Source organism: Burkholderia sp. BCC0322 (assembly GCF_902833045.1).
Taxonomy (GTDB): Bacteria; Pseudomonadota; Gammaproteobacteria; order Burkholderiales; family Burkholderiaceae; genus Burkholderia.
Genome location: NZ_CADFDU010000005.1, coordinates 182498 through 197138, shown reverse-complemented (window position 1 = coordinate 197138; position 14641 = coordinate 182498). Strand labels below are relative to the sequence as shown.

3 protein-coding genes are annotated in these 14641 nt (G+C 69.3%); all 3 read left to right on the top strand.

Annotated elements, in window-relative coordinates:
- The first annotated feature begins 2 nt into the window (after positions 1 to 2).
- From HWX39_RS16870 to HWX39_RS16860, 3 genes are read left to right on the top strand one after another with little or no spacing between them, the layout of a single operon-like run.
- Complete coding sequence (locus tag HWX39_RS16870) at positions 3 to 1619, top strand: MBL fold metallo-hydrolase (RefSeq protein ID WP_175969136.1); 1617 nt, start codon at positions 3 to 5, stop codon at positions 1617 to 1619.
- A complete protein-coding gene (locus HWX39_RS16865) occupies positions 1607 to 5545 on the top strand; it encodes a non-ribosomal peptide synthetase (protein ID WP_175969135.1) in 3939 nt (1312 codons plus the stop codon). The genes HWX39_RS16870 and HWX39_RS16865 overlap by 13 nt, the downstream gene beginning before the upstream one ends.
- Complete coding sequence (locus tag HWX39_RS16860) at positions 5542 to 14637, top strand: non-ribosomal peptide synthetase (RefSeq protein ID WP_175969134.1); 9096 nt, start codon at positions 5542 to 5544, stop codon at positions 14635 to 14637. The genes HWX39_RS16865 and HWX39_RS16860 overlap by 4 nt, the downstream gene beginning before the upstream one ends.
- The last annotated feature ends 4 nt before the right edge of the window (positions 14638 to 14641 follow it).

Here is a 14641-nt window from a genome sequence, read left to right as displayed (position 1 = left end):
CGTTGACTATTTCGTCCAGCACGCAGGTCTACCTGCGACCCAACATCCAGTTCGAACCGCTGATCAACAGCTGGTACGCGTGGTATCACACGCTTCCGCCGCTGACCGCCGCCCTCAACGTGGCCGAGCGGTTCCTGCCGCTGCTGAAGTCCTATGCCGCGTCGCCGATGATGCACGCGGCGGCCTGCAAGGATCCCGCGATGCGCGGCGGGCCGTTCCTCGACCTGGGCGGCCAGCGCGTCGACGAAATCCGCGCGCTGATCGAGCAGACCACCCGGCGCGCGACCCGGCAACTGGAACTGGCGAAGGCTTACAAGGCGTTCTCGACGCTGCTGCTGGAACAGGCCCGGGGGATGGCGTCGGACCCGCTCTACCCCGAGATTCCGGAGGTGTTGAAGGGCTATGTCGAGATCTACTACGACCTGAACCACAACCCGTCCTTCCGGGTGTTCGAAAGCTTGCTGTACGCGAGCCCGTTCTATGCGCGCGATGCGCAGAGCATCGCGCTGTCGGCGATCGAGGAGAACACGCCCCGGCCGTTCATCCTCAGCACGCCGCGGCTCAGCGACGCGCGCACGGTGTTCAGCAACATGGCCTTCGACGACCGCGCGCTCGACGCGCTGTTCCGCATGCGCGACACGCCCGGCAGCTACGCGAAAATCGTCGACCTGATGCGCGTGGAGGAGAAGGACGAGCCGCTGTTCCGCTCGTTCTTCGTCGAGGCGGCGCCGGCGCCGAAACCGGATCGTTCGTTCGACGGCGACGACATCCGCATCCGCTACTACGGCCATGCGTGCGTGCTGATCCAGAGCCGGGGCGTGAGCATCCTGATCGATCCGGTGATCAGCTACGGCTACGACACCGCGCTGCCGCGCTACACGTTCGCCGACCTGCCGGACCAGATCGACTACGTGCTGATCACGCACAGCCATCACGATCACATCGTCCTCGAGACGCTGCTGCAGCTTCGCCACAAGGTCAGGACCGTGGTGGTCGGCCGGAATCTCGACGGCTTTCCGCAAGATCCGTCGATGGAACTGGCGTTGCGCAAGCTCGGCTTCGACGACGTGCTGGAAGTTCGGGACGCCCAGGAAATCAAGCTGCCCAACGGCGCCATCACCGCCATTCCGTTCCTGGGCGAACACAACGACCTGGCGATCCACAGCAAGCAGAGCTTCATGATCCGCTTCGGCTCGCGTTCGGTGCTGTGCATCGCCGATTCGTGCAACCTGGACCCGCGCCTCTACGAGCATGTGTTCCGCCTCGCCGGCAAGCCCGACACGCTGTTCGTCGGGATGGAAACCGAGGGCGCGCCGCCGTCATGGGTCTACGGCCCGCTGTTTCCCAAGGCGCTGCCGCGCGATATCGATCAGTCGCGCCGGGCGCGGGGCTGCCAGTTCGGCGAGGCCGCCGCGCTGGTGGACGATTTCCCGTTCAACGCGGCGTATGTCTATGCGATGGGCCAGGAGCCGTGGCTGAACCACCTCCTCGACAACACCTTCGACGAAAACTCGCCCAGCCACATCCAGTCCACCCAGTTCGTCGCGCACTGCAAGGCCAAGGGGATCGCTTCCGAAATCCTGTACGCGCAGAGGGAGATCGTGCTTTGTCAGAACTGAATCTCAACGCGCTCTCGACCAGCGGGCACTACCAGGAACACGTGGCGTTCTGGAGCGACGCGCTCGGCCGCATCGACGAGGACTTCCGCCTTCAGCAGGCGTGGCAGGCGTATGCGCTGCCGCTCGGCCCCGCGCCGACACTGACGTTCGCGCTCGACGGCGACGCGGCGCCGGTGCTGGAGAAGCTCGCCGCCGGCAACGAGCTGGGCGCGTTCGTCGTGCTGCTGGCCGCGCTGTTCCGCGTGCTGGGGCGCTACAACGGCGCGGCCGGCCTGTTCGTGGCGTCGCCCCGCCTGATCGTCGAACCCGCGAGCGGCCCCGCCGATCCCGTCCCGCTGCTCGACGCCGGCGAGCCCGGCCCCACGGTTCGCGCGTACCTGAACCAGCTGCGCGACCGGGTGCAACGCAGCTATTCGTACCAGGATTTTCCGATCGCCGCGCTCGCGCACAAGCTGCATGGCGAACGGCGCGCGACCAATGTCGGCGTGCGCTTCGACGGCCTTCACGAAGCCTGGGCGTCGGCGGACTACGACCTGTCGATCGAGATCCGGCATCGGGAGCGCTACGAGATCGTGCTGACGGGCCGGCCGACGGTGTTCACGCTGCATTATCTCCAGCATCTCGCGCGGCACCTGCGCAACGTCGTGGCCGGCTTCGGCGCACTGGACGCCGCGCTCGACACCGTCTCGCTGCTCGACGACGAAGAGTGCGCGCGCCTGCGTTCGCAGGCGGCGCCCGTCGCAACACGGGGAACCTTCCTCGAACAGTTCGCGCAGCGGGTCGCGGCCGCGCCGGACAGCATCGCCGTGGCAACCGCCGAAGCGTCGCTGACCTATGCCGAACTCGACGACCAGGCGTCCCGGCTGGCGAGCTTCCTGCTCGCGGAATACGCGATCGAACGCGGCGACGTGGTGGGCGTGGTGGCCGACCGTTCCGAGCGCTGGATCGTCGGCATGCTCGGCGCGCTCAAGGCGGGCGCGGTGTATCTGCCGCTCGACCCGGAGTTTCCGCGGGAACGGCTGCGCTTCATGATCGAGGATGCGCAGGTCAAGGCGCTGCTGACGCACTCGGAACACCTGCCGCTGCTCGCCGATTTCTGGGCGATCCCGATGTTCGCCCTCGACTTCCAGCTCGATACGCTGGCGCCCGCGACGGCGTCGGCGTCGGCGTCGGCGTCGGCGTCGGCGCAGGTCGAGGTCCGGCCGGACGATGCGGCGTACATCATCTACACGTCCGGCTCCACGGGCGTACCCAAGGGCGTCGTGCTCGAACATGCAGGGCTCCTGAACATGGCGCAGTACCATGTGGACGCGTTCGGTTTCGATGCCGCCGACCGGTTCGTGCAGTTCTACTCGCCGGGCTTCGACGGCTCGATCATGGAGATTTTCGTCACGCTGCTCGCGGGCGCGCGCCTGGTGCTGGCGAAGACCGCCGTGATCCGCGACGTCCCGCGTTTCGTCGAGTTCATCGCGCAGCAGGGCGTCACCACCCTCAACGCGACGCCGGCCTATCTCGCCGCGCTCGACTGGCACGCGCTCGGCACCGTGACACGGGTCATCAGCGCGGGCGACAACGCCCGCGTGGCGGATCTGTGCGAACTGGCCCGGACCCGCACGTGCCACAACTCGTACGGCCCGACCGAGGCAACCGTGTGCATCGCGGACTACGTGGTCGATCCGGCCATCCACTACGGGGCCCGTCTGCCGGTGGGCCGCCCGATCCGCAATACGCACCTGTACCTGCTCGACGAGCACGGCGCGCTGGCCCCCGAGGGCTGCACGGGCGAGATCTGCGTGTCCGGCATCGCGCTGGCGCGCGGCTATGTCGGCCGGGACGACCTGACGGCCGACGCATTCGTCGACCACCCGTTCGAGGCGGGCGAGCGCCTCTATCGCACCGGCGACCTCGGCGTCTGGCTGCCGGACGGCAACCTGGAAGTCACCGGGCGGCGCGACGCGCAGGTGAAGATTCGCGGCTACCGGATCGAGATGGGCGAGATCGAGGCGGCGCTCAGGCAGCACGCCGACGTCGCCGACGCGATCGTGTTCGTGCGCGAGGACGCGCCGCAGCACAAGCAGCTGGTGGCCTGCGTCGCGACGGCGACGGCCAGCGTCGCCAGCCTGCGGGCACACCTGAAGGAACGGCTGCCCGAGTTCATGGTGCCGGCATCGATCGTGACGCTCGAACGCCTGCCGCTGACGCCGAACGGCAAGCCCGACCGAAAGGCGCTCGCCGCGCTGGAACTGGCGCCCGCGCCGAGCGAAACCGCGTATGTCGCGCCGGCCAATGACGTCGAGGCGCGCCTGGGCAAGATCTGGTCGGACGTGCTGGGCCGCGAGCCGATCGGCGTGCACGACAATTTCTTCGAACTGGGCGGCGACTCGATCCTGATCATCCAGGTGATGTCGCAGGCCCAGCAAGTCGGCCTCAAGTTCAGCGCCGACCAGTTCTTCGCGCATCCGACCATCGCCGAACTCGCCCGGGTAGCGACGGAAGCGCCGTCGATCCGGATCCCACAGGAGCCGGTGGTCGGCCCCGCCCCGCTGACGCCGATCCAGCACTGGTTCTTCGCGCAAGACCTGGCCGATCCGCACCACTACAACCAGTCGACGATGATCGAGGTGCCCGCGTCGCTGCGGCCCGACACGATCGAGCGCGCGCTGGCGGCCGTCGCGACGCATCACGACGCGCTGCGGCTGAGTTTCGAATGCGTCGCCGGTACATGGCGGCAGTCGCATGCGGCGCCGCCGCTGGCCATTCCGCTCGGCGTCACGTCGCTGGCGGACGCGGCGCCCGCCGCCCGGCAGGCCGCGATGCTCGCGACCGCCACCGGCATGCAGGAGCGCTTCACGCTATCGGCGCCGCCGTTGCTGCGCGCGCACCTGTTCCAGTTCGGTCCCGACGCGTCGCAGCGCCTGCTCGTGGTCGCGCATCACCTGGTGATCGACGGCGTCTCGTGGCGCATCCTGTTCGAAGACCTGCACACCGCGTGTCGCCAGCTCGAAGCGGGCGAAGCGGTGCAGCTCCCGGCCAGGACGACGGCCTGGCGCGACTGGTCGACGCGTCTGTCCGAACTCGGCGCGACCAAGCTCGACGGGCTGGACTACTGGCTCCAGGAGCACGCCGTCGAGCCAGCATGCTTCGACGACATGCCGGTCGGCACCGTCGCCGAAGCCGGCTCGACGGTCGTCGAGTTCGACGCGCAACAGACGCTCGCGCTGTTGCAGGACGTGCCGCGCGCGTTCAACACCCAGATCAACGAAGTCCTGCTGACGGCCCTGCTGCTCGCGTTCGGCGACTGGACCGGCAACGCGTCGCTGGTCGTCGATCTCGAAGGCCACGGCCGCGAGGACCTCTTCGACGGCGTCGATACGTCGCGCACGATCGGCTGGTTCACCACCCACTATCCGGTGTGCCTGAATGCCGGCGACGCCACCCTGGCGGTCGACGCGCTGCGCCACGTCAAGGAGCAACTGCGCGCGGTCCCGATGCGCGGGCTCGGCTACGGCATCGCGCGCCACCTCGGCCACGACGCCGGCATCGCGGCCGCGCTGGAGCGGCAGCCGCCGGCGCCGGTGCGCTTCAACTATCTCGGCCAGGTCGATCGCGTGCTGCCCGACGACACGGGCTGGAAGCCGGTGCTCGACTTCCAGAGTCCCGAGCACAGCCCGCGCGCGCGGCGCGGCCATCTGTTCGAGATCGACGGGATGGTGTTCGACGGCCGCCTGCGCCTGACCTGGCACTACAACCGCGCGGCCTGCGCGCCCGGCGTCATCGAGCAGCTGACGCAGTGCTACCGCAGCCGCCTGCTGTCGATCGTCGCGGCCAGCGGCGACGGCCCGCGCGCGCTGAGCCCGTCGGACTTTCCGGCCGCGCGCATCAGCCAGGATGCGTTGGACGCCCTTGTCTCAAGGATCAAATCGTGACATCCCCCGCCATTGCCGATATCTACGCGCTCTCCCCAATGCAGGAGGGGATGCTCTTCCATGCCGTGCACGAACCCGGCACGAGAAGCAGCTTCAACCAGCTCAGTTGCCGGATCACCGGCAGCCTCGATCCCGCGCTGTTTCATGCCGCGTGGCAGCAGCTCGTCGATCGGCATCCGGTGATGCGCACGTCGTTCCATTGGGAGGAATTCGACAAGCCCGTGCAGGTCGTGCACGCGCACGCCACGCTGCCGTGGGTGCAGGACGACTGGCGCGACCTGCCGGAACACGAACAGCGCACGCGGTGGCGCGCGCATCTCGACCACGACCTGGCGGAGGGCTTCGCGCTCGATCGCGCGCCGCTCGTGCGTTGCCGCCTGGCGCGCGTCGCCGCCGACGCCTGCCTGTTCAGCTGGAGCCACCATCACCTCCTGGCCGACGGCTGGTGCCTGTCGCTCGTCATCGAGGAGATCTTCCACGTGTATGGCGCGCTCGCGCGCGGCGTGCCGCCGGCGCTCCCGCCGGTGCGCCCCTATCGCGACTACATCCAGTGGCTGCAGCAGCACGAACCGCAAGCCGCGCGGCAATACTGGACGCGCTATCTCGAAGGGTTCCGCTCGCCGACCCCGCTGCCCACGGCCGCGCGCGCGGACGCGGGCGAGCGCTTCGGCCAGGGCCTCGCGCAAGTGCAGGCCGACCTGTCGGCCGACCTGAGCGCGCGCCTGCGGCAATTCGCGGCCCGCCATCACGTCACCCTCAATACCCTCGCGCAAGCAGCCTGGGCGCTCGTGCTGTCGCGTTACAGCGGGGAGACCGACGTGGTGTTCGGCGCCGTCGTGTCCGGGCGGGGCGCCGATCTGCCGGGGATCGAAACCATGCTCGGCCTGTTCATCAACACGGTGCCGGTGCGGGTGCGGGTCGACCCCAGGCAACCGCTGGTGCCGTGGCTGAAGATGATCCAGGCGCGCGTGGCCGCCCGCGCGCCGTTCGAGTCCACCCCGTTGCCCGACATTCAGCGCTGCAGCGAAGTGCCGCCGACGATGCCGCTGTTCGAGAGCAACATCACCTTCATGAATTACCCGCTCGACGCGTCCCTGACGCATGGCGCGCACGGGCTGGCGGTCGACGAGGTGGCGCTCTACAACCGCGCCGACATTCCGCTCGAGTTCGTGGTGACGGCGCGCGACGACTGGAAGATGGAACTGTCGTTCGACCCGCGGCGCTTCGATGAAGACACGATGCAGCGGATGCTGGGCCACGTGGCCGCGACGCTCGACGCGTTCGCGGCCGATCCGAACCGGCTGCTCGGCCGCGTGCCGATCTTGCCCGACGCCGAACGCCGGCAGTTGCTGGAAACCTTCAACGACACCGCCGTGCCGTTCGACGCCGCGCTCACCGTGGTGCATCGCCTGGAGCAGGCCGCAGCAAGCCACCCGGAGCGGCCCGCGGTCGAGTACCGGGATAGCGTCCTGAGCGCGGGCGAACTGAACGCGCGCGCCAACCGCATCGCGCACCGCCTGCTGGCCGCCGCCGAACTGGGGCCGGACGCGCGGGTCGCGATCTGCATGCACCGGTCGGCGCACTTGATGGAGACGATCCTTGCCGTCTGGAAGTGCGGCGCCGCCTATGTTCCGATCGACCCCAACTATCCGGCGGCCCGCATCCGCACCATTCTCGAGGATTCCGGCGCCGCCCTCGTGGTGACCCGCGACGGCCTCCTGCCCGCGGCGCTGGCCGGGATCGCGCCGGTCGTGTCGCTCGACGCCGTCGCCGACGCCGGCGACGACACCAATCCCGGCCGCCCCGTGTCGCCCGACAGCCTCGCCTACGTGATCTACACGTCCGGCTCCACCGGCAAGCCCAAAGGGGCGATGGTCGAGCACGCCGGCATGCTGAATCACATGCTCGCCGAGATCGACGAGTTTTCGATCTCGGCATCGTCGGTGATCGCGCAAACCGCGCCGCATTGCTTCGACATTTCGGTCTGGCAATTTTTCACGGCGCCGCTCGTCGGCGGCAAGACCGTGATCGTCGACGACGAATGCATTCGCGATCCCGCGAGCTTCGTCGCGTATCTGGAAACCGCCCGGATCGGCATCCTCGAACTGGTGCCGTCCTATCTGTCCGCCGTGCTCGACCGCGCGTCGGAGCAGCCGGCGCGGATGCGGCACCTGCGGCACCTGCTCGTCACCGGCGAGATGGTCAGCCCGGCGCTGGTGAAACAGTGGTTCGACGCGTTCCCGGACATCCCGCTGGTGAACGCGTACGGCCCGGCCGAAGCGTCCGACGACATCGCCCAGCACCGCATGACATGCGCGCCGGCCACGCCTTACGTACCGGTCGGCAAGCCGATCCGCAACGTGCGCATGTACGTCGTCGACCCGCAGATGAACCTGTGCCCGATCGGGATTCCCGGCGAGCTTTGCGTGTCCGGCGTCGCCGTCGGCCGGGGCTATCTGAACGACGAAGCCGCGACGCGCGAGGCTTTCGTCGAGGATCCGTTCCATCCGGAGCGCGGCGTCCGCCTGTACCGCACCCGCGACATCGGCTGCTACCTGCCCGATGGAACGATCGTGCTGCACGGCCGCAAGGACCACCAACTGAAGATCCGCGGCTACCGCATCGAGCTCGGGGAGATCGACAACGCGCTGGCCGCCATTCCGGAAATCCGCCAGGCGGCCGCGCTCGACTATCGCGACGAGGCCGGCCGCGCGGCGCTGTGCGCGTATGTCGCGTTCCGCGACGGCGCGTCGCTGAGCGACGCCCGGATTGCCGCCGCGTTGTCCGCCACGCTGCCGGACTACATGGTGCCCGGCATCTACGTGGTGCTCGACGCGCTGCCCCTGAGCGGCAACGGCAAGATCGATCGCAAGGCGTTGCCGCCGCTGGCGCGCTCGCGACTAGCCGCCACGGCACACGCGCCGACGCCGCCCCGCACGCCCACCGAGACGCTGCTGTGCCGCATCTGGGGCGAAGCGCTGGGCATTCCGGCGCCCGGCATCCACAACAACCTCTTCGCGCTGGGCGGCGACTCGATTCTCAGCATGCGCATCGTGTCGCTGGCCGCGAAGGCGGGCCTGAAGATCACCACCCGGCTCATCTTCCAGCATCCGACGGTTGCCGAACTCGCCGCCGTGGCGACGCGCGGCACGGTCGGCGCGGCCGAGTTCGTCGCGTCGTCCGGCCCGCTGCCGCTCACGCCCATCCAGAAGCGTTTCTTCGCGCAGCGCAAGGACGACCCGGACCAGTACAACCAGGCGATCCTGCTCGACGTGCCGGCCGATTTCGATCCGGTCGTGCTGCGCCAGGCGCTGCGGCACGCGGCCAAATGGCATGACGCGCTGCGGCTGCGTTTTCGCGCGGGCGCAGCCGGCTGGATCCAGGCAGTCGTCGACGATCCGGAAGTGCCCGTCGTCGTGTCCGACCTTGCGCGCGATCAGCTCGCGCAGCACGTCGCGCAGTCGCATGCGAGCCTGAATCTCGCGGACGGCCCCGTCGTGCGCGCGGACCTGTTTCGCCTCGACGAAGGCCGTTCGCTCCGCCTGCTGCTGGTCGCCCATCATCTCGTGGTCGACGGCGTGTCGTGGGGCGCGCTGCTCGAAACCGTGTACGACGCCTATACGCGCCTGCGCAACGGCAAGGCGCCCGAATTCGCGGGCGGCAGCGCGACCTGGACCGCATGGACCCGGGCGATCTCGAACTGGGCCGGCTCCGGCGCCGCCGACGCCGACATCGCCCATTGGCAGGCCCTCGCGCGTGCCGCGCTGCCCGGCCTGCCGCTCGATCGCGATGCGCCCGCCGACGCCAATACCGTGTCGTCCGCCGAAACGATCGTGGTCGAGCTGGGCGAAGCCGCCACGACGGCCTTGCTGGGCGCCGCGCCCCGCGCCCATGACGCGCAGGTCAACGACCTGCTGCTCGCCGCGCTTGCGCGTGCCGTCAGCGACTGGAGCGGCTGCGCCGACGTCCTGCTGGATCTCGAAGCGCATGGGCGCGAGGAACTGATCGACGACCTCGACATCTCGCGCACGGTGGGCTGGTTTACGTCGGTTTTCCCGGTCGTGCTGACCGTCGATGCCGGCTCGCAGGATCCGGCGCGCCTGATTGCGTCGGTCAAGAAGCGACTGCGCGCCGTGCCGCGCGCGGGCATCAGCTACGGCCTGCTGCAGGACCGGCTCGACGGCCCGGCTCCGCAGCCGCGACTGCTGTTCAACTACCTGGGCCAGACCGACCAGCTGTTCACCGCTGCACGCGACTGGAAACAGGCCGCGGAGCCAAGCGGCGATGGCCGCCATGCGAACCAGCGGCGCGAGCACCTGCTCGACGTCAACGCCTACGTGACCGGCAACCGCCTGCACGTTGCGTGGGAGTTCAGCCGGGCCTGCCACGACACGGACACCATCCGGCGCGTCGCGCAGGCCTTCATCGCGGCGCTCGACACCCTGGTCGCCGGGCACGCCGTGGAGTCCGCGTCGTCCCGGCCCGCGACCGGCTTGCCGCAGGCGCCGGCCTCGGTGCTGCCGGACGAGATCGCCGACGTCTATGCGCTTACGCCGACCCAGCAGGGCATGCTGTTCCACAGCCTGTACGAACCCGCGTCGGATGCGTACTTCAGCAGCCTGAATTTCACGATCGACGGGGCGCTCGACACCGAACGGTTCCGCCGCGCGTGGGATACCGTGGCGCACCGGCACGACATCCTGCGAACCTCGTTTCACTGGGAAGACATCGAAAGCCCCGTGCAGGTCGTGCATCGCCGCATCGACTTGCCGTGGCACGACGAGGATCTGCGCGCGGCGTCCGCCGCGGAGGCCGAACAACGCTGGGAAGCCTACGTGGCGCAAGACCGGGCGCGCGGCTTCGACTTTACCCGCGCCCCGCTGATGCGGCTCGCACTGTTCCGCGTGGGCGATCACGCATGGCGCTTCCATTGGAGCCATCACCACATCCTGCTCGACGGGTGGAGCTCCGCGCGGCTCCTGAGCGAAGTGGCCGCCGCCTATCAGACGCCGCCGGCCGAAGCCACGCCGGAGCGGGACGCGCCGCCCGCCTTCGCCGATTACGTGCGCTGGCTGGCGCGCCAGGACGCCGCCGCGGCGGAACGTTTCTGGAAGACGAAGCTGGCGGATTTCCCGGCGACGACGCCGCTCGTGCTGGGCCGCCCCGAACTCGACGGCACGGCCGCGCCGGGCGCCTACGTGGAAGAGCCGCTGCTGCTCTCCGAAAGCGACACGCAACGGCTCGTCGCCTTCGCGCAATCCAGCCGCCTCACCCTGAACACGCTCGCGCAGGGCGCGTGGGCGCAGTTGCTGAGCCGCTATAGCGGCGAACCGGACGTCGTGTTCGGCACGATCGTGTCCGGCCGGCCGGCATCGCTGCCGGCGTCGGACGAAATGGTCGGGCTGTTCATCAACACGCTGCCGGTGCGGGTGCGCATCGACGCGCGCCCGACGTCCGCGTGGCTCGCGCAATTGCAGATGGACCTCGCGCAGCAGGAGGACTATGCGCACTATCCGCTGGCCGACATCCAGACATTCGCCGGCCTGCCGCCCGGCGTGCCGCTCTTCGAAAGCCTGCTCATCTTCCAGAACTATCCGGTCGAGGAAGCGCTGGCCGAGGCGCTGCCCGGCCTGCGGATCGGCGCATTCCAGGTGTCCGATCCGAACAATTACCCGCTGACGCTGGTCGTGACGCCGGGCAAGCGCCTGTCGCTGCAGGTGCTGTACGACGACGGCCGGTTCGATCGCGAAACGATCGTCCGCCTGCTGCGCCATGTCGAGACCCTGCTCACCGGCCTGGCCGGCGCGGCGGATCGCCCGAACCGCAGCCTTGCGCTGCTCACCGCCGCCGAGCGGGACGCCATCCTGCACGGCGGCAACGACACGTTCGCGCCGGTTCCGCTCGACCGGACGCTGCCCGAACTGATCGAGGCCGTCGCCGCCGCGCACCCGGAACGCATCGCCGTCCGCTGCGGCACGGAGGTGCGCACCTATCGGGAGCTCGTCGAAGGCGCCGGCCGGATCGCCGCGCATCTGCTGCGGACGGCGCCGCTCCAGCCGGACGACCGGATCGCCGTGTGGATGCCGCGCTCGCCGCTGATGCTGGAAACGATCCTGGCCATCTGGAAGTGCGGTGCGGCGTATGTGCCGGTCGATCCGGCCTATCCGGCCCAGCGGGTCGAGACCCTGCTGACGCTGGCCCGGCCGGCCGTCATCGTCGGCACGGACTGCCAGCCGCCGCCGGCGCTTGCGTCGATCCCGCGGGTCGATCCCGTTCGCCTGCCCGCCCATCAGGATGCCGAAGCGCCGACGCCGCGCTGCCGGCCCGCGGACCTCGCCTACGTGATCTTCACGTCGGGTTCGACCGGCCAGCCGAAAGGCGCGATGGTCGAACATCGCGGCATGCTCAATCACGTGCTCGCGATGGCGCGCAGGGTCGGGCTCGGCGCGCGGAGCGCGGTCGCCCAGACCGCTTCGCACTGCTCCGACATTTCGGTCTGGCAGTGCTTCGCGGCGCTGGCGTCGGGCGGCACAACGGTGATCTATCCCGATGCCGTGATTCTCGAGCCCGCGCGCCTGATCGACAGCCTGCACCGCGACCGCATCACGGCGATGCAATTCGTGCCGTCCTATCTGGCGACCTTTCTCGACGAACTGGAACGGCACGCGGCACCGGCCTTCCCGCACCTAGAAACGCTGCTGACGATCGGCGAAACGCTGCAGCCCGCGTCCGTACAAGCCTGGTTCCGCCTGAATCCGGCGGTCCGGCTCATCAACGCCTATGGGCCGACCGAAGCGTCGGATTCCGTCGCGCATTACAGCATGACGCGCGCCCCGGATCTGCCGGCGATTCCGATCGGCCGGCCGATCGAGAACCTGCGCGTCTACGTCGTGGACGCCGACATGAATCCGTGCCCGGCCGGCGTCAAGGGCGAGATCTGCATCGGGGGCGTCGGCGTCGGGCGCGGCTACCTGTTCGACGAAGCCCGCACCCTGGCGGTGTTCCGCGACGATCCGTTCAGCCCGGAACCGGGCGCGCGCCTGTATCGCACCGGCGATATCGGCTGCTTCGGGGCGGACGGCAATCTCCACTTCTTCGGCCGCCGCGACTTCCAGGTCAAGATCCGCGGATATCGCATCGAGCTCGGCGAAATCGAAGCCGCGCTGACCGGTCTCGCCGGCATCTCCCACGCCGTCGTGGTCGCCCGCGAGACGCCGGATGCGGGCATGACCCTGTGCGGCTATGCGTCGGGGTCCGGCTGGACGCCCCAACGGCTGCGCGACGCCCTGCGCGAACAGTTGCCCGCGCATATGGTGCCCGACACCGTGATGCTGCTGCCGGCGCTACCGGTCATGCCGAACGGCAAGATCAACCGCGCCGCGCTGCCGCTCCCGGAGGCCGCGTCCGTGCCCGACGGCGTGGCGGCCGAACCGCGGACGCCGGTCGAAGCGGCGCTGCTGCGTATCTTCGCCGAGGTGCTGGGCCGCCGGCCGAACGGCGTCGACGACGATTTCTTCGAGCATGGCGGCCAAAGCCTCAAGGCGATCCAGATGGTCAGCCGGATCCGGCGCGAACTGAAACTGGACGTCGCGGTCGCCGACATCTTCCATGCGCCGACGCCGCGCGCGCTCGCGCGGAAGCTGGCTTCGCTGCCTGCCGACGGCACCGCCGCCGACGACGCCGACGCGCTCATCCCGGCGCTGGCCGTGCAACCGTCCTACGCGGTGTCTCGCGCCCAGAAGCGGATCTGGCTCGCCAGCCGCAGCGCGGATCCATCCACGTACAACATGGCAGGCGCGCTGCAACTGGACGGCGCCGTCGACACCGCGCGCCTCGTTCGTGCGTTCGACTTGCTGGTCGATCGCCACGAGAGCCTGCGCACCGTGTTTGCGATGATCGAAGGCGAGTTGCGGCAACGCATCCTCACCCGCGAAGCCTCCGGTTTCCGGGTCGAGCAGCAGGATCTCGCGGACGACGCCGGGCCGCAGGCGATCGATGCGCTGATTCGCGCGGAAAGCGCGCAGCCGTTCGATCTCGCGACGGGGCCGCTCTTTCGCGTCAAGCTGGTTCGGCTCTCGCCCGCGAAGCATCTGCTACTGCTGAACATGCACCACGTGATATCGGATGCATGGTCGATCCGCGTGCTGACCGACGACCTGCATGCGCTGTATGCGGGACGCGACCTGCCGCCGCTGTCGATCCAGTATCGCGACTACGCCGCATGGCACAACGCGAGCCTCGCCGGTCCGCGCGCCGCCGCGCATCGCGCGTACTGGCTCGGACAACTGGCGGCGCCGCTGCCCCGCCTGCAACTGGCGTCGGACTTCCCGCGTCCCGAGCGGCCCGGTCATGCCGGGCAGACGCTCGAAGTCGAGCTACCGGAGCCGCAGGCGGCGGGACTCGCGACGCTGGCGCGCGCTCACCATACGTCGCTCCATGCGGTGCTCCTCGCGTCGTTCTGCGTGCTGATGCACTGCTATACGGGGCGTGAGGACATCGTCATCGGCAGCGTGTCGGCCGGGCGCGACAGCGAGCAGCTCGAATCGCAGATCGGCGTGTATCTGAACACCGTCGTGCTGCGCGTCCCGGTGCGGAAATCCGCGACCGTCGCGGAGGTGATCGACGGCGTGGCGAAAGCCTCCGCGGACGCGCTGGCGCATGCGTCCTATCCGTTCGACGTGTTGCTGGAGGACCTGAAGATTCGCACCCCGGCGGGCCATTTTCCGATCTTCGACATTCAAGCGAACTCCGTGTCGATGCCGGCGCCGCGGCCCGGCCTCCGCATCACGGACCTCTCGCAGGCGGACACGACGGCCAAGTTCGACCTGTCCTTCCAGGTCGTGGAAAGCGAAGGCCGGCACCTGATCCAGTTCATCTACAACACCCACCTGTTCCGCCCGTCGACCATCGCCGCGATGCGCGATCGACTGCTCGCGATCCACGACGTCTTCCGCCGCGATCCGGCCACGCCGGTCGATCGCATCCCGCTCTCCGGCGATGCGCCCGCCGCCGGCCCGCGGGTCCGGGTCGGCCTGCGCCTGAAGCGCGCGCCCGAGGTCACGGCCGACGGCGCGCTCGAGGAGAAGACGTGATGCG